Below are 25,658 nucleotides of genomic sequence, written 5' to 3' on the forward strand. Positions count from 1 at the left end.
GATTATATGAATATAGAACATAACATTCGTGAAATTAAAAGAAAGTGTGATGAAATACTCTCTTTTAATATGTGGTTTAATTTTCATGAGGGCTTTTTTTGGTCAATTATTGAATTAATTGATAATGATTTTCTTATAGATATCTATAGTTCTATTGAAGAAAAATATCTTGAAATCTTGTGTCATGAACCAGTGATTATTTCTTTGATAGAATCAACTCAGAGCAAGGAACTGGTTGATTTAATTAAATATATGAGAGATTGCAAGCCTGATTTAATTGATGAGAGGCTTTGAATAAAGAACAAGATAATAAAGGTATAAAAAACACCTTAGACTCAATTATTGATTTTTCAGAAAAAAACAGGCATGAATATTTCTCTTACGTCCGTGTTTATTGGCTAAGTCTTTATTTTTATAAATCAACTTATAAACTTAAAAACCAAGATGAAATAGAATATTATAAGAGGAATTTATCTAAACTATTTCCATATGGTAGCTTTTAAATTAAAAATAACTGAAATATAATTCACGTTATTAAGCCGGAATGATCCTCGTTATCTTCCGGCTTTGTTCTTTTAAGAGCGGCTCATTATCTGCCCTTAGTTGCTATTGTAGTCGCCAATCAGTTCCCGCATGCGCAGCTTAATCTCACTGAGCTGGTCTTGCTGGCGCTGGTACTGTTGCTTCATGGTGCGGGTGTCGTCACTGTCAGGAATAAGCACCAGACAACCGTCCATGATTTTAACGGTCAGTGTACAGCCCTTATCAAACCCCGCAGCCTTAAGCCACTGCCCTTTAAGGTGGATTGCAGGCGGGGCATTGGCCTTGTCATTTTGCGGCACGTATCCCACAGTGTAATAACGTTCTGTTTTCGTCGCTTTATTTACTGCACGGTTTTGCTTAGAATGCGCCTTAGCCATCATTCAACTCCTGTTCAGTTGGTTGTGGTGAGCAGCGTGTTCGGGTGCCCGCCCGAATACGTTGCGTTAATCATTTTTACTTCATCTTGGAAGACCAGCGTTCAGCTTCATACTTAATGATCATTCCTTCCAGTACTTCTTTTATCACCTGCCGCTGTTCCGGCTGCATATTGCTGATCGCCTGAAACTGTAGCGCTAAATCGCTATCAGGTTGTAGCTCATTATCTTCAAATATCAGTGAATCTGTCGTGATTCTCAGTGTCTGTGCAATCTTCTTAATCGCTTCCAGAGACGGTAACGAAACCCCGCCTTCATAGCGTTTTATCTGTGTGACATGAATGCCGACAGCATCGGCTAATGCCTGTTGTGATAAGCCTTTTTGCTTGCGCAGGGTGATGAGTCTGTTAGCAATACTCATTGAATTAAACCAGTCAGAGAAATTTGCCTTCATTCTATCCCCCAAAAAATGCTTGCTTTATATTGGTATCTTATCGGATACTAAATAAAAGAGCAATGGAATCTTGACGCAATTTTAGGAAGGTCACTTTATGGCTCGCATTCCCGACGCAGAATTACAGCACCTGAAATCCGCGGTTCCTTTAGTTGCCATTATCGAGCAGCAGGGGCGGCAGTTGTTTAAGCGTGGTAAAGATATGACGGTGCTGTGCCCGTTCCATCAGGAGAAAACGCCCTCGATGGTGATCACACCATCGAAAAATCTCTATCACTGCTTTGGCTGTAATGCGGGCGGGTCAGTGCTCGACTGGGTGATGAAAACCGAAGGGTTAAGCCTGCGCCATGCCGTGGAACGCCTGCGGGCGTTGCTGGGGCACAATCCGGCGATTGAACCGTTAGTGCAGCCGGCGGAGCTGGCCAATGAGGCCCTCGGGCAACAGGTGTTGCTGTCGCGGGTGGTTGAGTTTTACCATCATACGTTACTGAATGCCCCAGAAGCACAGGCGTATCTGTCCAAACGGCGGCTCAATCATCCTGAATTAGTCTCGCAGTTCAAACTGGGCTTTGCCAACCGCACGCTGGGCTACCGGCTGCCACCGAAGAAGGTGAAAGCCGGGGCAGAGATCCGTGCCCGCTTGCAGTCGGCTGGCGTATTGCGGGAGAACGGGCGCGAGCATCTGCGCGGATCGCTGGTTGTCCCTGTTATCGGTGTTGGGGGGCAAATCCATGAACTGTACGGGCGCAAAATCGGCGACGACCAACGTCAGTCCGTTATCCGCCATTTGTACCTGCCGGGCGCCCATCAAGGCGTCTGGAACGTTGCTGGGCTGGGAGCGTCCAAGTCGCTGATCCTGTGCGAATCGCTGATTGATGCGATGTCGTTCTGGGTCACGGGACACCGCAATGTCACGGCCGCCTATGGCGTGAACGGCGTCACAGCAGATCACTGGCAGGCGTTCGAACACTACGGCATTAAGCAGGTGCTGATCGCGTTCGACAATGACAGTGCAGGCAATGAAGCGGCGGTCAGACTGGCGGCAGAACTGGTTGCCAAAGGCATCACGCCGCTGCGGGTGGTGTTCCCGCCAGATCAGGATGCCAACGGGTATCTGTGCCAGAGGGCAGAACCCGAAACCGCCTTTGCCCTGCTGATTGAGAGTGCCGTGCCGATGCAGGACGTGGCAGGCATGGTAGCCCTTGAGCGCCAGACACCGGAGCCAGCACCCGCTTCTTCATTAGTGGCTGAACCTGTGGCTAGCGTGACGCCGAATGTGGTCTGTGAATCCGGCGACATGGCGAGCTGCTTATCTCTGTCGGCACACTGCAATGGTGTCTGCGTGGGCTGGGCGCGGTCAAAGTAGGATCGGTTGCCATGAAGATCAATGCACAGGTACTGGATACGCAAAGCAGTGTGCTATTCGCTGACGGGGTTGATCTAATGAGCGGACGCTCTCGCAACAGTTACGCCCGCATGGCCGCTGCTGAGCTGGGCTTAACCGAAGGTGATCTCCGGCGGGCACTGAGTCAGGTGTTACTGGCGGTCGAACAGTGGCAGCAACAGGGCCCGCGGACATCCGTCGCCAAAGTCCCGGAGATGAGCGACGCCGAACGGGCAGCGGCACTGGCCTTGCTGCAAGATCCGTACCTGACGGCGCGGATTACGGCTGACTTAGCGGCCTGTGGTGTGGTTGGCGAATCCACTAACTTACTGGCAGGCTTTTTGGCGGCCGTGAGCCGTAAACTGCCCAAACCCTTAGCCGTCCTGATCCAAAGCAGCAGTGCCGCCGGCAAAGCCTGATGGAGGCGGTGCTGAACCTGATCCCGGCAGAAGAGCGCATCCAGTACAGCGCCATGACCGGCCAGAGCCTGTTCTATCTCGGTGAAACCAATCTCCAGCACAAGATTTTAGCTATCGCCGAAGAAGAAGGCGTGCGGCAGGCGGCGTATGCGCTCAAGCTGTTGCAGTCGGACGGCGAGTTAACGATGGCGAGCACGGGCAAGGACGAAGCGACAGGCAATCTGGTGACCAAAAGCTACACCGTGAAAGGCCCGGTGATGCTGATGTTAACCACGACCGCCATTGATGTGGATGAAGAGCTGCTGAACCGCTGTCTGGTGCTGACGGTCAATGAATCCCGCGAACAGACCGAAGCGATCCATGCGTTGCAACGGCAAAAGCAAACGCTCGAAGGCTTGCTGGCTGAAAATGAGCGGGACTATCTCACCACGTTGCACCAGAACGCCCAGCGGTTGCTGAAACCGCTGAATGTGGTCAATCCGTATGCCAGCCAGTTGACGTTCCTGTCAGACAAAACCCGCACCCGCCGTGACCATATGAAATACCTGACGCTCATTCAGAGTATTGCGCTGTTGCACCAGTATCAACGGGAGATCAAGAGCACTGAGCATCGCGGCAAGCGGCTTGAATATATCGAAGTCAGCAAAGACGATATCCGGCTGGCCAATCAGTTGGCGCACGAGATCTTAGGCCGGACGCTGGACGAAATGCCGCCGCAGACGCGCAAGCTGTTATTACTGATCCAACAGATGGCGAACGAGATGGCCGCGGCCGGGCAGCAGACGTTACGGGAAGTGCGCTTTACCCGGCGGGATATCCGCGACTTTACCCAATGGAGTGATAATCAACTCAAAGTGCATTGCCAGCGGTTGGCTGAGATGGAATACCTGCTGATCCACGGCGGCAGTCGCGGGCATCTGCTGCAATACGAACTGCTGTGGGACGGTGACGGCGACAGCGCGCACTTAAGCGGCCTGATCGTGCCAGTATGATTACCGCAAGTTGGACTGAAAACAGCGCAAGTTGCCCCTAAGTTGGGGTCAAGTTGGTCTCAAGTTGGGGCAGGCAAAACGGCTATCAGGCCACAGCCATACAGGGCTGACGGCGCGCAAGTTGGACAATATCAAAAAACACTGTTCCGGCAACACAATAAAAACTTCCCGTCATACCGTACTGCCGGATAGCTTCCATCACAACAAGGACAATCCGCATGATAACTTCACACGACAACACCCTGATCACACTGCGCCAACAGCTCGAAGCGTGGTTCGACACGCTGCTGGCAAAGGCCCGCGCACACTGGAAACATACCGTAGGAACCTGCTACCGTTTATCGACTGGTGCGAACAGCGCACGGTGCGTTACCCCGCACAGGTTACACTGGTGTTACTGGAAAGCTGGCAGCGGTATCTGCGGGCTTACCGTAAAGCCGATGGCCAGCCTTACGGCAATAACGGTCAGCGGGAACGGCTGATCGCCCTGCGGCTGTGGTTCCGCTACTTGCTGCAACGCCATCACATCCTCTATAACCCGGCCGAGCAGATGGTGTTGCCGAAAGAAGAAAAGCGGCTGCCGGTGCAGATCCTGAGTGAACGGGAAACCACGCAGGTGCTGGATAGCCTTGATGATCAGAGTGTGTTGGGACTTCGCAACCGGGTGATGCTGGAAATCCTCTGGAGCAGCGGCATCCGGCGCATGGAGCTGCGCCAGCTCCAACAGGGGGACATCGACTTCGAACGCGGTGCGGTCGTCGTGAATCAGGGCAAAGGGAATAAAGACCGGGTTGTGCCTGTCGGTGAACGGGCGCTGGACTGGCTGAAACGCTATCTGGTCAACGTCCGGCCACAACTGGCAGCGCACCATGACAGCGGTTATCTGTTTATCTCGCAAAAGGGCCGGCCGCTGAGTCTGGGACACCTGACCCAAATCGCAGGCAAGGCCATCCGCCATCAGGCACAGCTCGATAAACCGGGTGCCTGTCACCTGTTCCGGCATTCAATGGCGACGCAGATGCTGGATAACGGGGCCGATATCCGCCATATCCAGGCGATGCTGGGACATGAGAAGCTCAATACCACCCAAGTGTATACGCGGGTCGCTATCGGACACCTAAAAAAAGTGCATAAACAAACCCATCCGGCAGAGCGTAACACACCGACACCACAGAAAAGCAGTGCAGGTTGTGCCAGCCGAGAGCCAGATGCTGAACCGGCACCTCAGCGCACCGGCCAGCCCGATCTTCCCCGTTGAGTTCGCGGGGATCGGCGCGGGGGCAGACCGTGGCCGGACTGCCCGTCAGCGTTAGTGTCTGCGGGGGTACGTGGGCAATGGTCGGCCTGAGCTACCGTGTCCCCGTTGAGTCAGTACAGGCCGCCCAAAGCCCACTCAACATAATGTCGGGGAATTATACGCCACTCACCGGGCGGCCTCGCAGCCAGTCAACGGCATCGGTGAGCGGTTCGCAGCGTATAATCCACATTATGTCTGGCGCCCCCGCTGTTCAGCCCCGCGGGGTGCCACCGCACAAGGCTTCGCCTTCTGCTCTGACCTTCTGAGCCAGTCCTCGGCAAACACCGCGCCGAACCGGAACACCGTGCTAACGTCCAGCCAAACACGCGCCTTCTTTAGCAGCCTTGCTATCCTCTGGCAAACATCCCTGTAGGCAGGTCGGCCTGCGGCCTCCGCGGGTTTACCTCCCCCGCCCCAACCCTGCTGCCCTGGCTGCGCCCGGCTCGCAGTCGCTGCGCTCCTTGCTCGTTACCGTGCTCGCCATCGCCGCCCCGTGCAGCCCCCAGAGGGGGCTTCCCTTGCATCAAGCGGTCATTCAAAGCCGTGCCTCTTCTTAAGCTGTCGTGCATCAGAGCGTCGCAGAGCGCCGCTTGCGGGTTCTCTGCCACCCGCACCCGCAGAACGCGCGCCCGCCGCCCGGCAAGCCGGGCAGCGTTCGCCCGTTGCCGAAAGTGAAAAACCGCACAAAATCAGGTTGTTTACTCCATCAATAAGAAACAGAGGCGCTATACTGCACATCGGCGCAAGCGTAAAAACAGGCCAAAAACGCACTTCGGCATTTTAGGTTCGCAGGAATGGGCGAAACAGGTAAAAGGGGTTCTTTAACAACCTGATAGATAAGGAAAAATCGCTTAAAAAAGTATAACCGCACCGGAACCTGCCCTAAGACCCCATTGGGCTGCTGGGCGGGGTGAATCCGTACGGGTATGTGCATAATCCGTCGAATTTTGTTGACCCATTAGGGTTAACACCGTGTCCTTCACTTAAAGATAATAGCGCTCATAACGCGGCTAACTACCAAAATCTCAAAGACTATTATACTCAGTCTGAAAAGTATGGCCCTGCTGGAGTTAAGGAGTTACAAAATGGGCGTTATCGTTTTTATGGCGAGGTAAAACCGTCTAGAACTCCTGGAGAAATGCAGGGAGCCAGATTAGTTAGAGAGTGGGATCCTGCTACTGGCAATAAACGAACTTGGTATGAAACATTAGATCACTCAGGAAACATTAGGAGTGTAGCGCCAAAACCTGTTACTCACACAAAAAATCATCACATCTTTGACGTCGATGGTAATTATAAAGGTAGAAGATAGCTCCATGATAATCGAACCTAATCGAAACGATTTAATTAAAAGAATCTTAAATATTCTATCTGGTAAAGAACGAAGAACCGATGTGGCAGAGTGGGCTGTAAGCATATTTGATGATGATTCATTAAGAATAAGGGATCTTGTGGTTGTAAATTATATTCAACTACTAGGTGCGGTTGATTTACCCTCAACAGATAGAGAATATTTATATACAAATGAAGATCTAAAAAGCTGGATAATTGAAATAGAAAATCAATAAGTAATAAGCCGGAAAGATCCGAGATCTTCCGGCTTTGTTCTTTTTAAGAGCCGCTCATTCCCTGCCCTTAGTTGCTGTTGTAGTCGCCAAGCAGTTCCCGCATTCTCAGCTTAATCTCACTGAACTGGTCTTGCTGGCGCTGGTACTGTTGCTTGATACGGCGGGTGTCGTCGCTGTCAGGAATGAGCACTAAACAACCGTCCATAATCTTGACGGTCAGTGTGCCGCCAATCTCAAACCCCGCTGCTTTAAGCCACCTTCCCGTTAAATTTATCGCGGGTCGGGGGGTTGGCCTGCCATTTTGCGGGACGTATCCCACGGTGTAATAACGTTCTGTTTTTGCCGCTTTATTTACGGCACGGTTTTGCCTAGAATGCGCCTTAGCCATCATTCAACTCCTTGTTAGTTGGTTGTGGTTAGCGGCGTTGGTGTGTTGCAACCACATCAGCGCCGCGTTAAGTCAGATTATCCAATCAATAGCCTAGCCTGATGCTTGAGAATCAGGGCATCCAGCACTGAAATCACCGAACGTTGTTCTTCCTCATCCATCTGTTTAACCGCCTCAAACTTCAGCTTCAGTTCGTCCTGCGGCTCACGTTCTTCCTCAAATATCAGCCAGTCCGCCGACACATTAAAAGTGACAGCAATCCGCTTGAGAATGTCCAAAGAGGGCTGTGCTTCACCAGACTCGTAGCGGCGAACTTGGGTCAGGTGTATGCCTACACGCTCAGCCATCTGGGGCTGGGTCAGGCTGTGCTGCTTGCGCAGTTGCAGAAAGCGGGTAGAAAAACTCATCCAGTCTGTTCCTTTGTCAATATTGATGAGTTCCATTATCGCCCCCTGTTCTAAATAGACTTGACTAAACAATCTTTATAGAGCATATAATAATATCTATAGAGAGCATTGACAAGGTTTTAAAAGGAACATTTTTATGGCTCGCATCCCGGAAGCAGAATTACAGCACCTGAAAGCCGCCGTCTCTTTAGTCGCCATCATTGAGCAGCAGGGACGGCAGCTCTTTAAGCGTGGCAAAGACATGGTTGTGCTGTGCCCGTTCCATGAAGAGAAAACGCCCTCGATGGTCATCACGCCGTCGAAAAATCTCTATCACTGCTTTGGCTGCGATGCCGGCGGCTCGGTGCTGGACTGGGTGATGAAAACCGAAGGGCTAAGCCTGCGCCATGCCGCCGAACGCTTAAAGGCGGTGCTGGGGCACAATCCCGCGGTGGAGCCGCTGGCGGCGGTGTCGTCAGTGGAGGAGGGGATCGGGCGGCAGGCGTTGTTGCAGCGGGTGATCGCCTTTTATCACCAGACCCTGCTGAATGCCCCGGAAGCACTGGCCTACCTGAAAAAACGCCGCCTCGATCACCCTGAGTTGGTCAGCCATTTTAAGCTGGGCTTTGCCAACCGCACCCTGGGGTATCGCCTGCCTGCCAAGCCACTGAAAGCCGGGGCGGAGATCCGCGCGCAGTTGCAGGCCATCGGGCTGATGCGTGACAGCGGGCATGAGCACTTCAGCGGCTCGCTGGTTGTGCCGGTGATTGGGCTGGACGGGCAAATACAGGAAATGTACGGCCGCAAAATCAATAACAGGCTGCGGGCAGGCACCCCGCTGCATCTGTATTTACCGGGTGAGCATGGCGGCGTCTGGAATGAGGCGGGGCTGATCGGTTCGGCGTCGGTTATCCTGTGTGAATCGCTGATTGATGCGCTGTCATTCTGGTGTGCGGGCTTTCGCAACGTCACCTGTTCCTATGGCGTTCACGGTTTTACCGATGCCCACCGGGCGGCGTTCCGGCAACATGGGGTTCAACAGGTGTACATTGCCTATGACAATGACCCGGCAGGCAATGATGCCGCCATCCAGCTGGCATCAGCGCTGCAACTGACGGGTCTGGATGTCTGGCGGGTCGTGTTCCCCGAAGGCCGCGATGCCAATCGCGTTAGCTGCGAGGTGGCGAACCCGGAAACCGCGTTCGGGCAGTTACTGGCGTCAGCACAATGGTTCGGTGAGCCCACAAAAACGCCCCTGGCCGCTCCCCCTCCGCGGGTGACTGCGCCCGCGCCTGCATCCGTGCCTGAACCGGGGGTTATCACCACATTGGAAGCTAACGGCGATATCGTGATCCAGCAGGATGCACAGGAATGGCGGTTGCGCGGTGTGCCGCAGAAGATCAGTGCGGTCATGAAGATCAATGTGCAGTTACGGGACAAAAACAGCGGCGCCCTGTTCGTGGACAGCCTCGATATCCTGAGCGCCCGGGCGCGTTCGGGCTTCGTGCGTCAGGCTTCGCAGGAGCTGGCACTGCCGGACACGCTGATCAAGCGGGAGCTGGGGCGGGTGTTACTGGTGCTGGAGCAACGTTCGGGGATGGCCGCTGAGACAGTGCAGGCCGCCAACGCGTTGAGCGCCGATGAGCAGCAGTCTGCTTTGAGGTTGTTGCAAGATCCGGCGTTGGTCAGCCGTATTACTACTGATTTAGCCGCCTGCGGGGTTGTCGGGGAATCAACGAATCTGCTCGCGGCTTATCTGGCGGCCGTGAGCCGAAAGTTGTCCAAACCGTTAGCCGTCCTGATCCAGAGCAGCAGTGCCGCAGGCAAGAGCAGCTTAATGGAGGCGGTGCTCAACCTGATCCCGCCAGAAGAACGCATCCAGTACAGCGCCATGACCGGGCAAAGCCTGTTCTATCTGGGGGAAACCAATCTCCAGCACAAGATTTTAGCGATAGCGGAAGAAGAAGGCGTGCGGCAGGCGGCTTATGCGCTCAAGCTGTTGCAATCGGACGGCGAGTTAACGATGGCGAGCACGGGCAAGGACGAAGCGACCGGCAACCTGGTCACCAAAAGCTACACCGTGAAAGGTCCGGTGATGCTGATGTTAACCACGACCGCCATTGATGTAGATGAAGAACTGCTCAACCGCTGTCTGGTGCTGACGGTGAACGAATCCCGCGAACAGACCGAAGCCATCCATGCGTTGCAGCGCCAGAAGCAAACCCTTGAAGGCCTGCTGGCTGAAAATGAGCGGGACTATCTCACCACGTTGCACCAGAACGCCCAGCGGTTGCTTAAGCCCTTGAATGTGGTCAACCCCTATGCCAGCCAGTTGACGTTCCTGTCAGACAAAACCCGCACCCGCCGTGACCATATGAAATACCTGACGCTCATTCAGAGCATCGCTCTGCTGCACCAGCACCAGCGGGACATCAAGACAGCAGAACATCGCGGGAAAACGTTGGACTATATCGAAGTGACGAAAGCCGATATCCGGCTGGCCAATCAGTTGGCGCATGAAATCTTAGGCCGGACGCTGGACGAAATGCCGCCACAGACGCGCAAGCTGTTGCTGCTGATACAGGACTGGATACGGGACAGCGGTCAGGCTCGCCATGAGAGGATTTTTACCCGCAAACAGTTGCGTGATGCGGTGCAGTGGGGCGATACCCAGCTCAAGCTCCATCTCTCGCGGCTGGTCGAAATGGAATACCTGCTGCTGCACAAGCGCGGGCTGACGTTCGCCTATGAACTGCTGTTTGACGGTGACGACAGCAACACCGCGCACCTGTGCGGCCTTATCGTACCGTGACAGGACAGGTATGACTTACTCCGGTCGGGGTAAATGGATAAGCAGTCGCCCGCGGGTCGGGGTTCAGTCGGCAGGCGGTCGGAATGGCAACATCCTCGCAAAGACAGACACCGCAAGACGTCAAAGCAAAGCGGTCGGGTTAGCGTAAAAAACACGGTTCCCGGCACATTCATTTAACCCATCGTAACCGTCTTCTTGCACAGACAGAAAGGAGCTTCTCATGGCATCGACAACACTCAGACAACATATCGAGGACTACCTTGAACACCTCGACGCCCTGCGCTACACACGGCAAACCCGGCAGCACTGTAGAAGCGACCTGATGCAGTTCGCGCGCTGGTGTGACGAACGGGGGATAACCCGGGCACAACAGGTGAGCTTTCCCCAGCTGGAAAGCTGGCAGCGGGGACTGTCAGCCCGGAAGAACTGGCGGGGTCAGCCACTCACGGGCAGCACCATCGCGAAAAAGCTGACCCACCTGCGTAATCTGTTCAGCTGGCTGGCGAAGCGGCAGCACCTGCTGTACAACCCGGCGCAGGGGCTGGAGTTGCCCCGGCAGGAGCGGCGTCTGCCGTGGGGCATGCTGAATGAGCAGGAAACCCGGCAGGTTTTAGCCCTGACCGAGGACAATCACCCGCTGAGGGTACGGGATCGCGCCATGATGGAAACGTTATGGAGTACAGGCCTCCGGCGTTCAGAAGTCCAGCGGTTACAGGTCAGTGATATCGACTTTGCCGCCGGGGCGCTGTTTGTCCGGCAGGGCAAGGGACACAAAGACCGGGTTGTTCCCTTCGGCGAGTCGGCGCGCCACTGGCTGCAACGTTACCTGAATGAGGTGCGCCCGCGTCTGGTCTGGGAAAAAGATCCGGGGTATCTGTTTGTGTCACAACAGGGGAATGCGCTGGCCGATGGCACCCTGACCCAGATAGTGCGCAATGCGCTGCATCGTGCCGGGATCGATAAACCGGGCGCCTGTCACCTGTTCCGGCATGGCATGGCGACCCAGATGCTGGAAAATGGCGCGGATACACGGCACATTCAGGCGATACTGGGTCATGCCAGTCTGGAATCGACGCAAATTTATACCCATGTTGCCGTCGGACACTTAAAAGAAGTGCATAAGCAGACCCACCCAGCAGAGCGGACGCCAGAGAGCCGCTCAGCCCGTGCCAGCAGTGAGCCGGACGTCAAACCGACGCCACAGAACACCGGACAATCCGGCCGTCCCCGTTGAGTTGGCTGGGATCGGTGCGAGGGCAGACCGTGGCCGGACTGCCCGGAAGCCTCGGTGCCGGCGGGGGTAAATGGGCAATGGGCGGCGGCGGCCACGGCGTCCCCAATCAGTCTGTGCTGGCCGCCCAAAGCCCATTTAACATAATGCCGGGAAATTGTGCGAAACTCGCCGGGCAGTCATGCAGTCCCGCCGCCCCCCGGGGAGCGGCTCGCAACGCACAATTTGCATTATGTCTGGCGCCCCCGCTGTCCGGCCTCGCGGGGTGCCGTCGCACAAGGCTGGCGCCTTCTGCTCTAAACTTCTGAGCCGATGCCTGCCAAAAACCCGCGCCAGACCGAAACACCGTGCCCACGTTCAGCTAAAACCCCTTCTCTTCCTCTTTAGCTGCCTTGCGTTACCTGGGCAACCCCCCCTGAAGGCAGGTCGGCCTGCGGCCTCCGTTAATTTACCTCCCCCGCCCCAACCCTGCGGTACTGGCTGCGCCCGGTCTGAAGCGTCAGTGATCCAGAGCGTCGCAGTGCGCCGCTTGCAGGCTCTGTGCCGCCCGCACCCGCAGAACGGCCGCCCGGCGTCCGGCAAGCCGGCCACCGTTCGCCCGTTGCCGTGAAAAACCTCACAGAATCAGGTTGTTCAGCGCATCAAAAGGAAACCAGTCAGCTATACTGCACCACAGCTTGCGGCGGTAGTGTGGCAAATAATCCCAAAAGGGGCGTCGGGGTCAAAAAATGCTCGGGGCAAAATCGGCTCAATCTGCCACTTCGGAAGCCTTGTCCTGTGCGGGCTGGCGAGGTCGTGCGGGTATGACTGCCTCCGAGATGATGCCCCTTCGCCGGCCAGTGGCTGGATGAAGAGAGCGGGCTGGTTTACAATCGGTACAGGTATTTTTCGCCGGTGGCTGGGCAATATATCTCGCCGGACCCCATCGGGCTGATGGGCGGGCTGAATCCGTATGGGTATGTGCATAATCCGCTGTCTTGGGTTGACCCTTTTGGGTTAACGAGTGCACATAATGCCAAATTATTACAACGAAAGATTAGAGCACTGGAAAAAGCTCAAGGAACTGCTGTAAATGTTCGTCACTTACCTGATGGTCGAATACGTTATTACGACAAAGAAGCATTAGCTAGAAATCCAGGGCCAACACGTGGACGTTCTCATGTTACAGAGTGGAATCCAGCCACAGGTCGTGTGAGATCATGGGAAGAAACTTATAACCATGAGGGTAAAGTTAATCGTGTGCATCCTAAGATGCAGAATGGTCAAGTCCTTAATTTACCTCATTATCCGCCAACCAAAGCAGATATAGATGCAGGTTTGGCAACTAATACAGGAAAAGCTATTAACTGTAAACAGGGGGGTATCTGATGGAGGAATTAATCCATATATTCATAAATGGTCTAAATAGAACATTGCAAGAGAATTATACACCTTCCAATATTGCCAGATATGCATATGAATTTTACCTTGATTACGATATAGACGATGAAAAACTGAGATATGTCGTGGATTATTTGAAAGGAATGGATGCCGGTCCTGAGTTTGAATTAAGTAAAGAGGAGGTTATTTCTTTTATCCAAGATAATCTTTTCTGAGTTGGATAAGCCGGACAGATCCCTGTGATCTTCCGGCTTTATTTTTTTAAGAGCCGCTCATTCCCTGCCCTTAGTTGCTGTTGTAATCGCCAATCAGTTCCCGCATCCGCAGCTTAATCTCACTGATTTGCTCTCGCTGGCGCTGGTATTGCTGTTTGAGGCTGTGAGTCTCGTTGCTGTCAGGAATAAGCACTAAACAACCGTCCATAATCTTAACGGTCAGTGTGCCGCCAATCTCAAACCCCGCCGCCTTAAGCCACCTTCCCGTTAAATTTATCGCGGGTCGGGGGTTCGGCCTGCCATTTTGCGGCACGTATCCCACGGTGTAATAACGTTCTGTTTTTGCCGCTTTATTTACGGCACGGTTTTGCCTAGAATGCGCCTTAGCCATCATTCAACTCCTAGATAGTTGGTTGTGGTGAGCGGCGTTGGTGTGGTCTCAACACATCAGCGCCGCGCTATTTTTATCCCTCCGGTTCATCAACGGGCAGTAATGCAGACTCCATACGCTGCTTGGCGATCATGGCATCAATGATCTTGATAACCGTTTCCTGATCTTCCTGTGCCAGTCGTTCCAGAACCTGAAAGCGTCGAAATAACCGAGAGTTAGCCAACGGTGAATCTTCAACAGGATTACCTGTCAGCAGATAATCCACCGTGACCCCTAACACATCAGCCAGCTTAACCATCATCTCAGCAGGGGGAATATTAAGTCCGCTTTCGTACTTGTTCAGTTGCTGAAAACGAATCTCAACTTTTCCTGCCAGTTCTTTTTGAGGCCATCCCTTCTGCTTACGTAGTGCCTTGAGACGTACCCCAAACTCTTTGCGGAGTTCAGCATTTTGCATAATCAAAAACTCTGTTTGCATAGTGACTCCGTTAGTGTAATGGCTTGTCTGAATTAGGGGTTGCAAGTAGCTCCTAAAAGGATTATAAATAAATCCAATTAAGAGTCAATTTAAATCTTGACAGGATTTAGGAGTTAACAGCATGGCACGGATACCCGACGCAGAATTACAGCACCTGAAAACCGCGGTCTCTTTAGTTGCTATCATTGAGCAGCAAGGGCGGCAGTTGTTTAAGCGCGGCAAAGATATGACCGTGCTGTGCCCGTTCCATGAGGAGAAAACGCCCTCGATGGTGATCACACCGTCAAAAAACCTCTATCACTGCTTTGGCTGTGATGCCGGCGGCTCGGTGCTGGACTGGGTGATGAAAACCGAAGGGTTAAGCCTGCGCCATGCCGCCGAACGCTTAAAAGCGGTGCTGGGGCACAATCCGGCGGTGGAGCCACTGGTGCAACCGGAAGAGCTGGCCAGTGATGCCATCGGGCAACAGGTGCTGCTGTCACGGGTGGTTGAGTTTTATCACCATACCTTGCTCAATGCACCGGAAGCCCAGGCCTATCTGTCCAAACGGCGGCTCAACCATCCTGAGCTGGTCAGCCATTTTAAACTCGGCTTTGCCAACCGAACGCTCGCTTACCGCCTGCCTGCCAGTAAGTACAAGGCCGGGGCGGAAATCCGCCGTCGTCTGCAAGCGGTCGGGGTGCTGCGGGAGAACGGGCGGGAGCACCTGCGTGGTTCGCTGGTTGTGCCGGTGATGGACGCACAGGGGCAAGTCCACGAACTGTACGGGCGCATGATCAGTGATGATCTGCGGGCGTCAGTTATCCGCCATCTGTACCTGCCGGGGGCACATCACGGCGTCTGGAATGCAGCGGCTCTGGGTGCGTCCAAAACGCTTATCCTGTGTGAATCGCTGATTGATGCGATGTCGTTCTGGGTGACGGGGCAACGCCATGTCACGGCGGCGTATGGGGTGCATGGTGTGACGGATGACCACTGGCAAGCCTTTGAACAGCACGGCATTAAGCAGGTGCTGATCGCCTTTGATAATGATACCGCAGGCAATGAGGCGGCGGTGAAACTGGCGGCCGCACTGGTTGCCAAAGGGATTACGCCCTTGCGCGTGGTGTTCCCACCGGGCAGGGATGCCAACGAATACCTCTGTCAGGTGGCCGAGCCGGAAACCGCCTTTGCCCTGCTGCTTGAGAGTGCCATACCGATGCAGGAGGTAGCGGATATGGTAGCCCTTGTGCGCCAGACGCCGGAGCCGGACACGGTGTCAGAATCCGCTTCCCCTTTAGCGGCTGAACCTGTACCCAACGTGACGCCGAATGTGGTCTGTGAGTCCGGTGATCATGGCGAGCTGCTGATCTCGGTCGGCACACTGCAATGGTGTCTGCGCGGTCTGGGTGCGGTGAAAGCCGGTGCTGTCGCGATGAAACTCAATGCGCAGGTGCTGGACACGCAAAGCGGCGTGCTGTTCGCCGACGGGGTTGATCTGATAAGCGGGCGCTCACGCAACAGTTACGCCCGCATGGCCGCCGCTGAGCTGGGCTTGACCGAAGGCGACCTCCGGCGGGCACTGAGTCAGGTGTTACTGGCGGTCGAGCAGTGGCAGCAGCAGGGCGGTGCGGCATCCGTCGCCAAAGTCCCCGAAATGAGCGACACCGAACAGGCAGCCGCATTGGCCTTGCTGCAAGATCCCTACCTGACCGCCCGGATTACGGCTGACTTAGCGGCCTGTGGTGTGGTTGGCGAATCCACTAACTTACTGGCAGGCTTTTTGGCGGCCGTGAGCCGTAAACTGCCCAAACCCTTAGCCGTCCTGATCCAAAGCAGCAGTGCCGCCGGCAAGAGCAGCCTGATGGAGGCGGTGCTGAACCTGATCCCGGCAGAAGAGCGCATCCAGTACAGCGCCATGACCGGCCAGAGCCTGTTCTATCTCGGTGAAACCAATCTCCAGCACAAGATTTTAGCTATCGCCGAAGAAGAAGGCGTGCGGCAGGCGGCGTATGCGCTCAAGCTGTTGCAGTCAGACGGCGAGTTAACGATGGCGAGTACGGGCAAGGACGAAGCGACCGGGAATCTCGTCACCAAAAGCTACACCGTCAAAGGCCCGGTGATGCTGATGTTAACGACGACCGCCATCGATGTGGATGAAGAGCTGCTGAACCGCTGTCTGGTGCTGACGGTCAATGAATCCCGCGAACAGACCGAAGCGATCCATGCGTTGCAACGGCAAAAGCAGACGCTCGAAGGCTTGCTGGCTGAAAATGAGCGGGACTATCTCACCACGTTGCACCAGAACGCCCAGCGGTTGCTGAAACCGCTGAATGTGGTCAATCCGTATGCCAGCCAGTTGACGTTCCTGTCAGACAAAACCCGCACCCGCCGTGACCATATGAAATACCTGACGCTCATTCAGAGTATTGCGCTGTTGCACCAGTATCAACGGGAGATCAAGAGCACTGAGCATCGCGGCAAGCGGCTTGAATATATCGAAGTCAGCAAAGACGATATCCGGCTGGCCAATCAGTTGGCGCACGAGATCTTAGGCCGGACGCTGGACGAAATGCCGCCGCAGACGCGCAAGCTGTTATTACTGATCCAACAGATGGCGAACGAGATGGCCGCGGCCGGGCAGCAGACGTTACGGGAAGTGCGCTTTACCCGGCGGGATATCCGCGACTTTACCCAATGGAGTGATAATCAACTCAAAGTGCATTGCCAGCGGTTGGCTGAGATGGAATACCTGCTGATCCACGGCGGCAGTCGCGGGCATCTGCTGCAATACGAACTGCTGTGGGACGGTGACGGCGACAGCGCCCACTTAAGCGGCCTGATCGTGCCAGTATGATTACCGCAAGTTGGACTGAAAACAGCGCAAGTTGCCCCTAAGTTGGGGTCAAGTTGGTCTCAAGTTGGGGCAGGCAAAATGGCTATCAGGCCACAGCCATACAGGGCTGACGGCGCGCAAGTTGGACAATATCAAAAAACACTGTTCCGGCAACACAATAAAAACTTCCCGTCATACCGTACTGCCGGATAGCTTCCATCACAAAAAGGACAATCCGCATGATAACTTCACACGACAACACCCTGATCACACTGCGCCAACAGCTCGAAGCGTGGTTCGACACGCTGCTGGCACAAGGCCGGGCTGACCGCACGCGGGAAACATACCGTAGCTACCTGCTACCCTTTATCGACTGGTGCGAACAGCGCACGGTGCGTTACCCCGCACAGGTTACACTGGTGTTACTGGAAAGCTGGCAGCGGTATCTGCGGGCTTACCGTAAAGCCGATGGCCAGCCTTACGGCAATAACGGTCAGCGGGAACGGCTGATCGCCCTGCGGCTGTGGTTCCGCTACTTGCTGCAACGCCATCACATCCTCTATAACCCGGCCGAGCAGATGGTGTTGCCGAAAGAAGAAAAGCGGCTGCCGGTGCAGATCCTGAGTGAACGGGAAACCACGCAGGTGTTGGATAGCCTTGATGATCAGAGTGTGTTGGGACTTCGCAACCGGGTGATGCTGGAAATCCTCTGGAGCAGCGGCATCCGGCGCATGGAGTTACGCCAGCTCCAACGGGGGGACATCGACTTCGAACGCGGTGCGGTCGTCGTGAATCAGGGCAAAGGGAATAAAGACCGGGTTGTGCCTGTCGGTGAGCGGGCGCTGGGCTGGCTGAAACGCTATCTGGAACACGTCCGGCCTCAGTTGGCTGCACAGCACGACAGCGGCTACTTGTTTATCTCACAAAAGGGCAGGCCGCTGAGTCTGGGACACCTGACGCAAATCGCAGGCAAGGCCATCCGGCAGCAGGCGCAGTTAGACAAACCGGGAGCCTGCCATCTGTTCCGGCACTCAATGGCGACGCAGATGCTGGATAACGGCGCGGATATCCGCCATATCCAGGCGATGCTGGGGCATGAGAAGCTCAACACGACCCAGGTCTACACACGGGTGGCTATCAAGCAGTTAAAGCAGGTACATCAGCAGACACACCCGGCAGAGCGTGACACGCAGGCGAAGCCAGCAACAGAGGTCAGCACAGCCGCACGGGAGAGCGGCTCAGGCCATGCCAGCGGCGAGTCTAATGCCGAACCGAAACCCCAGCGTACCGGACAGCCCGATCTACCCCGTTGAGTCTGCTGGGTTCAGTGCAGGGGCAGACCGTGGCCGGACTGCCCGTCGGCCTCGGTGTCTGCGGGGGTACGTGGGCAATGGTCGGCCTGAACAACCGTGTCCCCGTTGAGTCAGTGCAGGCCGCCCAAAGCCCACGCAACATAATGTGGGGGAATTATACGCCACTCACCGGGCGGCCTCGCAGCCAGTCAACGGCATCGGTGAGCGGTTCGCAGCGTATAATCCACATTATGTCTGGCGCCCCCGCTGTTCAGCCCCGCGGGGTGCCACCGCACAAGGCTTCGCCTTCTGCTCTGACCTTCTGAGCCAGTCCTCGGCAAACACCGCGCCGAACCGGAACACCGTGCTAACGTCCAGCCAAACACGCGCCTTCTTTAGCAGCCTTGCTATCCTCTGGCAAACATCCCTGTAGGCAGGTCGGCCTGCGGCCTCCGCGGGTTTACCTCCCCCGCCCCAACCCTGCTGCCCTGGCTGCGCCCGGCTCGCAGTCGCTGCGCTCCTTGCTCGTTACCGTGCTCGCCATCGCCGCCCCGTGCAGCCCCCAGAGGGGGCTTCCCTTGCATCAAGCGGTCATTCAAAGCCGTGCCTCTTCTTAAGCTGTCGTGCATCAGAGCGTCGCAGAGCGCCGCTTGCGGGTTCTCTGCCACCCGCACCCGCAGAACGCGCGCCCGCCGCCCGGCAAGCCGGGCAGCGTTCGCCCGTTGCCGAAAGTGAAAAACCGCACAAAATCAGGTTGTTTACTCCATCAATAAGAAACAGAGGCGCTATACTGCACATCGGCGCAAGCGTAAAAACAGGCCAAAAACGCACTTCGGCATTTTAGGTTCGCAGGAATGGGCGAAACAGGTAAAAGGGGTTCTTTAACAACCTGATAGATAAGGAAAAATCGCTTAAAAAAGTATAACCGCACCGGAACCTGCCCTAAGACCCCATCGGGCTGATGGGCGGGCTGAATCCCTATGGATACGTCCATAATCCCACCGGTTTTGTTGATCCATACGGGTTAGAAAAGTGTCCACCAGATTTACCTAAAGCGCCAGAACCCGAAATAGTTCCGCTATATAGAGCGGTAAGCCCCAGTGAGTTAAACAATATAAAACAGACAAATGCCTTTAATAGTCCGCCAGGGATTGAAACGAAATATTTTACCACTTCGGGCGAGAAAGCCTCTGAATATGGGAAAAAAGCAGTTTTAGCTTTTCATGATGAGCCGTACACAATTGTAAAAACAGAAATTCCTAAAAATATACTCCTCAGTGACCCTAAATTCTATGCTGAGGTGGATGGAGGTATCCCTGCCTATGTTCTTCCAAATGATCTTTTGGTGAATTTAAAACCTACTATATTAAATTATTCACCATTGCCAAGGAAATAATATGAGAAAAGCTTATGCAACTATAACGCTATTTGAAACCAAATCTGGAGGCAGAAAATCACCCATATTATCATCAAGTTACTATGGATGCCCTCTATTTTTTAAATATCCCAAAGAGCTATCGTCACACGGGTTTGATTGTAGAATGTTAGTGAATGAGCTAGATAGTGTCGTCATAAATAAATTCATGTAATAATCACCCTATATTACATGAATGGATGACTTAACCATGAGCACACCCGCACACCGCCGTCACGATATTTCCGATCATATTTGGAGTTTGCTTGAACCTCACCTACCGGGGCGTAAGGGGGCCTGGGGGCGTGTTGCTTATGATAATCGATTATTTATTAATGCCGTGTTCTGGATTTTACGGACAGGCGCACCCTGGCGAGATTTACCGCCCGATTATGGCGACTGGAAAAATACGCATCGCCGTTTTTGTCGGTGGCGGGACAAAGGCGTATGGGAAGGACTGCTTGAAGAACTCATCTTTGAACCCGATTTCGAATGGCTGATGATTGACGCCAGTCATATTAAGGTTCATCCCCATGCCGCAGGAGCGGCAGGAGGCAATCAGGATATGGGGCGCACAAAAGGGGGCTCAATACAAAGATACATCTGGCCGTGGATGCGCATGGTATGCCGATCAGAGCGCTTATTACAAGCGGTCCCACAGCGGATTGCTCACAAGCTGAGGCCTTGATTGACGGAATAGAGGCAGAACATTTATTAGCGGATCGGGGCTATGACAGTAATACCGTTGTTGAACAAGCAAAAAAACAAGGCATGGCAGCGCAAATTCCCGGCCGAAAAAATCGCAAAGTGAAACGAGAATATGATCGAGACCTCTATCGACTCAGGCATTTAGTTGAAAATGCGTTTCTTCATCTTAAACGCTGGCGTGGCATAGCAACCCGCTATGCCAAAAATAGTGCATCGTTTCTTGCCGCGGTCCAAATCCGTTGCCTTGCTCTTTGGTTAAGTATCTCATGACGACACTATCTAGTTGTCATCGTATTCCCTCAATATGGCCTGACGGGGCATATTCACCCAACAGAATAAACAGCAGACTGACGGCCATCATCCGTATCAGCGTTGCGCGGTATTCCGGCTGGTGCTTTGTTCTTTGCCAGATTTTCTGACCGCCCCAACCCAGTAACACATACAGGCCCAACCGCCAGACGAACCAGACTCCCCCGGTTTCGGTCACCCAGTGGTGAATACGGTCAAGTTTTTCTGCCTGATGCAGCCCGACCCAGCTTGTCGCCAAAGTGATGCCCATCACCAACACGATGAGCAGTGATAGCACAACACCTTTTCGGAATACTGCATGTTTCTTTGTCATCATCCGCCTTACCTGCGCGCACGACTGGGCATTTCCAGCTGATAAAACCGCGCATCGGTACTGTCCGGCACCTGTTTTTGCGGATGCATGTTGATGCGCTGGGTATCCCGCTCAAAATGGTCAGGATGGCATTACGGGACAGGGCCTGTTTCAGCTGCATTTCATTCTTCAGGGCATTGATTTCCCGGTCCAGCGCGGCAATCCGGCGTTCCCCTTCGGCCAGCGCTTCTGACTGTGCCGCCGCATTGGGTTCGGACATCCCGATAATAAGCATCCGCCGCATCAGTAACGCCGTTTCCACAGTTTCCGCCATCGCCAGCTCCCCCGCTAAACGCCCCGTCAGGGCAGCTTTGTCCGGGTCGCGCTGCAACGCCTGAATCACACCTGTTCCAGTATGGTAAAGTCTTTAGTTACCGTCAGACTGCCGGTTTTCAGTTTCGTCAGATTGACCATCGTCGGTTTTTCCGTGCCGCTGACCAGCTTCACCAGCTGTTCCGTATTGGTTTTCGTGTGTGCTTCCAGCATCGGGGCAAAACCCGTGCCCGCGACGGTGGTGCCCGGCTGGTGTTTCTCTCCGCCGCTGGTGCAGTCTGCCGCCTGGGTACAGGTCCGGATGGCCCGGTCGCCCAGCACGCTGACCACCGCCTCAGCCGCTTCTTGCGCATTGCTGAATTTACGGCAGGCACTGCTCTCACACTTCAGGCCACTGACCGACGACTGGCTCAGTACCGGCAGCTGATTCATCATATTAAAGCCGGCACTGGCTAAATCCCAGGTCGGACGAATGGCATGCGGGCCCTTACCGCCCTGTCGTTGCCCGCCAATCCATGCATGTCCGCTGGCCCCCGTCGCTTTGCTGCCGGCGTTATTCACACGCACCGCATCACCATCGCCACTGTTAACCAGCGTTTTGTATTCCTGCAAAGTAGCCGACTGCGTCCATTTGGTATTCTGCGCAAAATCCATCATTTTATTGGCCATTGCCCGGCAATTGAACTGGGCTTTGTCGAACGCCACATTGGCCTGCAACACGCCATTAGTCAACATGTCATACAGCCCCGGATTAGCCCGCTGGATAATCATCGTCGGCAGACTGGCCACGGCACCGGTGGCCCCCTGAATCACATCCCCTATCAGGTTCTTGAACCCGGCCGTGATCCCGTTCAACTGATTGCTGACGGTGGTTTTCAGGTCAAAATTGCCGCACATTAAATCTGAACGCCAGCCCAGCTCCAACCCGCCAAGTGTGGCAGAGCCACTGCGACGGGCGGGTTCAGATATCACCGAACCGCCCCCCAGGGTATAGAACAGCGTATCGGACACCGCACCGCTGGCCTCTGCCCCATAGCCCAGTGCACTGCGGTTCACCTGCGGTAATGTCAGAGACAACCCCGTAGCGTTAGCCTGCGAAGAAGCGATGACCAGTCCACCGACTATCAGCCATAACGTATTTATTTTCGCCATGATTTATCCCTTTTTCAGATATCCGTACTGCTGAGAAAACGCTGCCCACGCCGCTGACAGCAACTGTAAAGCTGCCACAGGGCAACGCCTGATTGCCATTACTTGCCGCCGTGTGTTCCCCGTCCGGAAATACGGCGCAGGATTGACTTAATGTCGGTGATAACCGCTGCCATTGGTGATTTTTGATGCCAGTATTTTCGATGACCGATTCAGGTGGCCAGTAGCCATCAGTACGTGTGCCTTTCAGTGTCTGATAAACATGGGGTTGCCCTATACGGGGGTCATGTTCCCAATGGTTAGATCGGTGATGAGATGTAGTATTCACGCTCAATGAACGTACCTATCACTTTGTCGTGCATTTCTTCGGATTTGGAATAACCTATTGTCTTTCTATTCAACCTCTTTATCCGGATACGAAGCGTAAGATTCGTTCTCTCGATACGTTGGGTAAATTTCTTTCCCGTGAGGTGTTTTTTCTTAGGCAGGTAATCGTAAACGGCATAATCATCTGTACAGTAAAACCGGATAGTAAAAGGAGATAGGAGTGCCAGCAGCTTTTTCAACGTCTTCCTGCTGCGATCCCCAAACACATGTGCCACTACCCGTTTCCTATTCGGCTCCCACGCATACCAGAGCCAGCGCTGATTTCTTTTATTACCGACAAATGACCACTGCTCGTCTATTTCACAGACAATATGAATTTCACTGCCCGAAAGCGGCAGCGTAGTTACTTGTCTTGGCGTGAGTTTTTTAATGTGCGAATGACCGTGTTAATACCGACTTTCAGAACCCGAGCCGTGTCCCTGACACCAGCGTTATTCATGGACATATCAATAATTCGTTCTTTCATGCCGGGGTGGCAGGCTTGGTAGGTATAGTTCAGTTGGAAGGTTTTACGGCAAGCATAACAGTGATAGCGGGGGTGCCCAGTACGCCCTTTTCCATGCCCTTTAACCTCGTCTGTTTTATGACAGTAACGACAAACCACATCAACTTTAGCCATATCTCACCCAGAATAAAAAGTAAGGAGTTTATCACAATATCTAACCATTGGGAGCATGACCAAAAAACCTGCCTATTTGCGCATTCTCTAAAAATAAGCGACTCAGTCTAGCAGGTGTACTTGACCAAGGTTATATCCATCAGGCCGCCGTCAGAAAAAGTGTATAATAAGGCACAATTGAGTCACATGATGCTGAAAAGGCAAGATTATGAAACCAATAACGAATAATGACCACTTAAGCAGAATTAAGATAACAGGCTACAAATCTATCGCAAAATGTGATTTACAAATAGGAAGCCTGAATGTCCTTATTGGGGCCAATGGTGCCGGAAAATCCAATTTCATTAGTTTCTTTCGTTTAGCCTCCGTACTACTCGAGCAGCGCCTACAATCTCTTGTTGGCAGAATGGGTGGCCCTGACACCCTATTGCATTTTGGTCGTAAAAAAACCGAGTTTATGCGTGCCGAACTTTCTTTTGGTCATAATGGTTATCAATTTGAACTGGAACCGACTAATGATAACCGCATGATGTTTCGTCATGAATCACTCTTTTGCGACAGTAAGAAAGAATATGATATTGGTGCAGGACATTTTGAATTTCAGATTAATCAATATCATACAAGCCTTGAAAATGACACCTTACCAACCACACTTCGTTGGCGGGTATATCATTTTCATGACACGAGCGACAGTGCCAAAGTTAAACAAACTCACCGTATTAATGATAATGATTATCTGCGGGAAGATGGGGCTAATTTAGCGGCGTTTCTGTATCGCCTGCAAAAACATCACCGGCAACATTACACCCGCATTATCAAAACTATTCAGATGGTTGCACCTTTTTTTGGTGATTTTTACTTGCGGCCTACACCGGATAATGCCGACTACATTCAGCTTGAATGGACAGAAAAAGAGCAGGACATTCCTTTTAAAGCCAGTGAATTATCTGACGGCACGTTGCGTTTTATTTTATTAACAACAGTGCTGCTACAGCCCGAAGATTACATGCCCGACTCGATTATTATTGATGAACCCGAGCTGGGACTCCATCCTTATGCGATCAACGTACTGGCCGGGCTGATTAAAAATGCCAGTAATCAACACCAACTAATTATTTCTACTCAGTCCGTTGAGCTGGTCAACCAGTTTGATGCTGATGACCTGATTGTGGTCGACAAACAACAAGGCACTTCCACTTTTAAGCGACTGGATAATGAAACGCTGTCCGAATGGCTTGAAGACTATAGCCTGGGTGAATTATGGAAGAAAAATTTACTCGGCGGGAGACCACAGCGATGATCCGTATCAATGTTTTTGTAGAAGGACAGACGGAAGAAACTTTCGTGCGGGATGTGCTGGCGCCTTATTTTTTTGCACAACAGATCTACCTGACCCCCATATTAGCTCAGACAAGTTCCAGCCAGAAAGGTGGGTCACGAGTTATGGCAAAGTAAAACACCAAATTACCCGCTTATGCCGACAAGATCCCGGCGCATTCGTCACCACACTTATCGACTACTACGGCTTGCCTACCGATTTCCCTGACTATAATGCACAACGAGATAGTACTGCTAACGAACGGGTCGTGCAACTGGAGCAGGCTTTTGCAAATGATATCGGACAGGCTAATTTTATTCCCAATCTGTTATTGCATGAATTTGAAGCCTTACTATTCTGCCAACCCGAAAAATTTGCAGACTGGCTTGATGACAATGCCCCGATTGCCGCACTACAAGCGATCAAAGATACATTTGATACGCCTGAAGATATCAATAACAGCCCACAAACTGCGCCATCTAAACGCATTTTGGCCATCATTCCCAATTATCATAAAACATTACATGGCCCACTGATCGTTGGTGATATTGGCTTAGATACCATTCGTTCCCAATGTCCGCATTTCAGTCAGTGGCTAAATAAGCTGACCACAATGCTAATGTAATGGGGTAATAATCCTGGATCCCCACAGACCTGCTATGCTGATTAATATCAATGTGGGGATACCATAAAACTGGAAAAACAAGGCC

Annotated in this window: 21 protein-coding genes and 8 pseudogenes; 15 read left to right on the top strand and 14 right to left on the bottom strand. The window is 53.3% G+C overall.

Going from position 1 to position 25,658, the window contains the following annotated elements:
- Positions 1-6: 6 nt before the first annotated feature.
- A complete protein-coding gene (locus AAC852_RS12225) occupies positions 7-294 on the top strand; it encodes a hypothetical protein (RefSeq protein ID WP_340621286.1) in 288 nt (95 codons plus the stop codon).
- A 305-nt stretch (positions 295-599) separates the two neighbouring features.
- On the opposite strand, the gene AAC852_RS12230 is transcribed toward AAC852_RS12225, so the two are convergent.
- Positions 600-920 (bottom strand): SymE family type I addiction module toxin, encoded by a 321-nt coding sequence (locus AAC852_RS12230; protein ID WP_340621287.1) that lies wholly within the window; start codon positions 918-920, stop codon positions 600-602.
- A 76-nt stretch (positions 921-996) separates the two neighbouring features.
- Positions 997-1,338: a helix-turn-helix domain-containing protein gene (locus AAC852_RS12235; RefSeq protein ID WP_340621470.1), complete on the bottom strand. Its 342-nt coding sequence runs from the start codon at positions 1,336-1,338 to the stop codon at positions 997-999.
- 130 nt (positions 1,339-1,468) lie between these two features.
- Here AAC852_RS12235 and AAC852_RS12240 point away from each other — a divergent pair.
- A pseudogene (locus tag AAC852_RS12240) lies at positions 1,469-4,166 on the top strand (CHC2 zinc finger domain-containing protein).
- An 85-nt stretch (positions 4,167-4,251) separates the two neighbouring features.
- Here AAC852_RS12240 and AAC852_RS12245 read toward each other — a convergent pair.
- The gene (locus tag AAC852_RS12245) at positions 4,252-4,386 is read right to left on the bottom strand and encodes a hypothetical protein (RefSeq protein WP_340621485.1); all 135 of its coding nucleotides are present in this window, start codon (positions 4,384-4,386) and stop codon (positions 4,252-4,254) included.
- On the opposite strand from AAC852_RS12245, the pseudogene xerC (AAC852_RS12250) reads away from it, so the two are divergent.
- Positions 4,385-5,424, top strand: a pseudogene (gene xerC / locus AAC852_RS12250) (site-specific tyrosine recombinase XerC). The gene AAC852_RS12245 and the pseudogene xerC (AAC852_RS12250) overlap by 2 nt on opposite strands.
- Before the next feature lie 570 nt (positions 5,425-5,994).
- Here xerC (AAC852_RS12250) and AAC852_RS12255 read toward each other — a convergent pair.
- Complete coding sequence (locus tag AAC852_RS12255; protein WP_340621288.1) at positions 5,995-6,201, bottom strand: hypothetical protein; 207 nt, start codon at positions 6,199-6,201, stop codon at positions 5,995-5,997.
- Between the two features lie 578 nt (positions 6,202-6,779).
- Here AAC852_RS12255 and AAC852_RS12265 point away from each other — a divergent pair.
- Positions 6,780-7,031, top strand: coding sequence for a hypothetical protein (locus AAC852_RS12265; protein WP_340621289.1), 252 nt, complete (start codon positions 6,780-6,782; stop codon positions 7,029-7,031).
- 67 nt (positions 7,032-7,098) lie between these two features.
- Here the strand turns inward: AAC852_RS12265 and AAC852_RS12270 are convergent, their stop codons facing one another.
- A complete protein-coding gene (locus AAC852_RS12270) occupies positions 7,099-7,419 on the bottom strand; it encodes a SymE family type I addiction module toxin (protein WP_340621290.1) in 321 nt (106 codons plus the stop codon).
- 77 nt (positions 7,420-7,496) lie between these two features.
- Positions 7,497-7,826: a helix-turn-helix domain-containing protein gene (locus AAC852_RS12275; RefSeq protein ID WP_340621472.1), complete on the bottom strand. Its 330-nt coding sequence runs from the start codon at positions 7,824-7,826 to the stop codon at positions 7,497-7,499.
- A 136-nt stretch (positions 7,827-7,962) separates the two neighbouring features.
- On the opposite strand from AAC852_RS12275, the pseudogene AAC852_RS12280 reads away from it, so the two are divergent.
- The 5 genes and pseudogenes from AAC852_RS12280 to AAC852_RS12300 all read left to right on the top strand — a co-directional run.
- Positions 7,963-10,614: pseudogene (locus AAC852_RS12280) on the top strand (CHC2 zinc finger domain-containing protein); the annotation flags it as partial.
- Positions 10,615-10,837: 223 nt separating this feature from the next.
- Positions 10,838-11,851: a site-specific tyrosine recombinase XerC gene (gene xerC, locus AAC852_RS12285; RefSeq protein ID WP_340621291.1), complete on the top strand. Its 1,014-nt coding sequence runs from the start codon at positions 10,838-10,840 to the stop codon at positions 11,849-11,851.
- 725 nt (positions 11,852-12,576) lie between these two features.
- A complete protein-coding gene (locus AAC852_RS12290) occupies positions 12,577-12,699 on the top strand; it encodes a hypothetical protein (RefSeq protein ID WP_340621292.1) in 123 nt (40 codons plus the stop codon).
- A pseudogene (locus AAC852_RS12295) lies at positions 12,677-12,848 on the top strand (RHS repeat-associated core domain-containing protein); the annotation flags it as partial. The gene AAC852_RS12290 and the pseudogene AAC852_RS12295, both read left to right, overlap by 23 nt.
- Before the next feature lie 367 nt (positions 12,849-13,215).
- The gene (locus AAC852_RS12300) at positions 13,216-13,443 is read left to right on the top strand and encodes a hypothetical protein (protein WP_340621293.1); all 228 of its coding nucleotides are present in this window, start codon (positions 13,216-13,218) and stop codon (positions 13,441-13,443) included.
- A 70-nt stretch (positions 13,444-13,513) separates the two neighbouring features.
- On the opposite strand, the gene AAC852_RS12305 is transcribed toward AAC852_RS12300, so the two are convergent.
- On the bottom strand, positions 13,514-13,834 hold the full coding sequence (locus AAC852_RS12305) for a SymE family type I addiction module toxin (protein ID WP_340621294.1): 321 nt from the start codon (positions 13,832-13,834) through the stop codon (positions 13,514-13,516).
- 73 nt (positions 13,835-13,907) lie between these two features.
- On the bottom strand, positions 13,908-14,312 hold the full coding sequence (locus AAC852_RS12310; RefSeq protein WP_340621295.1) for a helix-turn-helix domain-containing protein: 405 nt from the start codon (positions 14,310-14,312) through the stop codon (positions 13,908-13,910).
- 121 nt (positions 14,313-14,433) lie between these two features.
- Here AAC852_RS12310 and AAC852_RS12315 point away from each other — a divergent pair, with 121 nt between their 5' ends.
- A complete protein-coding gene (locus AAC852_RS12315; RefSeq protein WP_340621296.1) occupies positions 14,434-17,148 on the top strand; it encodes a CHC2 zinc finger domain-containing protein in 2,715 nt (904 codons plus the stop codon).
- An 85-nt stretch (positions 17,149-17,233) separates the two neighbouring features.
- On the opposite strand, the gene AAC852_RS12320 is transcribed toward AAC852_RS12315, so the two are convergent.
- Positions 17,234-17,368, bottom strand: coding sequence for a hypothetical protein (locus AAC852_RS12320; protein WP_340621297.1), 135 nt, complete (start codon positions 17,366-17,368; stop codon positions 17,234-17,236).
- Between AAC852_RS12320 and xerC (AAC852_RS12325) the strand changes: the two genes are divergently transcribed.
- Positions 17,367-18,440 carry a site-specific tyrosine recombinase XerC gene (gene xerC / locus AAC852_RS12325; protein WP_340621298.1) on the top strand — a complete coding sequence of 358 codons (1,074 nt, stop codon included), beginning with the start codon at positions 17,367-17,369 and terminating at the stop codon, positions 18,438-18,440. The two genes, AAC852_RS12320 and xerC (AAC852_RS12325), sit on opposite strands and share 2 nt — an antisense overlap.
- A 570-nt stretch (positions 18,441-19,010) precedes the next feature.
- Here xerC (AAC852_RS12325) and AAC852_RS12330 read toward each other — a convergent pair.
- The gene (locus AAC852_RS12330; RefSeq protein ID WP_340621288.1) at positions 19,011-19,217 is read right to left on the bottom strand and encodes a hypothetical protein; all 207 of its coding nucleotides are present in this window, start codon (positions 19,215-19,217) and stop codon (positions 19,011-19,013) included.
- A gap of 163 nt (positions 19,218-19,380) precedes the next feature.
- On the opposite strand from AAC852_RS12330, the gene AAC852_RS20185 reads away from it, so the two are divergent.
- Both AAC852_RS20185 and AAC852_RS12340 read left to right on the top strand, forming a co-directional pair.
- A complete protein-coding gene (locus tag AAC852_RS20185) occupies positions 19,381-19,815 on the top strand; it encodes a hypothetical protein (protein WP_340621299.1) in 435 nt (144 codons plus the stop codon).
- Between the two features lie 229 nt (positions 19,816-20,044).
- Positions 20,045-20,811: pseudogene (locus AAC852_RS12340) on the top strand (IS5 family transposase).
- Positions 20,812-20,827: 16 nt separating this feature from the next.
- Here the strand turns inward: AAC852_RS12340 and AAC852_RS12345 are convergent.
- The 4 genes and pseudogenes from AAC852_RS12345 to AAC852_RS12360 form a co-directional block, all read right to left on the bottom strand.
- Positions 20,828-21,163, bottom strand: a complete 336-nt coding sequence (locus AAC852_RS12345; RefSeq protein WP_047686278.1) for a hypothetical protein — start codon at positions 21,161-21,163, stop codon at positions 20,828-20,830.
- An 8-nt stretch (positions 21,164-21,171) separates the two neighbouring features.
- Positions 21,172-22,627: pseudogene (locus AAC852_RS12350) on the bottom strand (integrating conjugative element protein).
- Positions 22,628-22,641: 14 nt separating this feature from the next.
- Positions 22,642-22,904, bottom strand: a pseudogene (locus tag AAC852_RS12355) (TraU family protein); the annotation flags it as partial.
- 19 nt (positions 22,905-22,923) lie between these two features.
- Positions 22,924-23,630 (bottom strand): IS1 family transposase gene (locus tag AAC852_RS12360; RefSeq protein WP_340620646.1). Its coding sequence is split into 2 segments (ribosomal slippage): positions 22,924-23,381 and positions 23,381-23,630, totalling 708 coding nucleotides; the frame shifts between segments, so codons are not numbered across the junction.
- A gap of 208 nt (positions 23,631-23,838) precedes the next feature.
- Here AAC852_RS12360 and AAC852_RS12365 point away from each other — a divergent pair.
- On the top strand, positions 23,839-24,930 hold the full coding sequence (locus tag AAC852_RS12365) for an AAA family ATPase (protein ID WP_340621300.1): 1,092 nt from the start codon (positions 23,839-23,841) through the stop codon (positions 24,928-24,930).
- Positions 24,927-25,573 (top strand): annotated as a pseudogene (locus AAC852_RS12370) (DUF4276 family protein). The gene AAC852_RS12365 and the pseudogene AAC852_RS12370 overlap by 4 nt, the downstream one beginning before the upstream one ends.
- The last annotated feature ends 85 nt before the right edge of the window (positions 25,574-25,658 follow it).

Origin of the sequence: Xenorhabdus siamensis (assembly GCF_037996745.1) — a bacterium.
Lineage (GTDB): Bacteria > Pseudomonadota > Gammaproteobacteria > Enterobacterales > Enterobacteriaceae > Xenorhabdus > Xenorhabdus indica.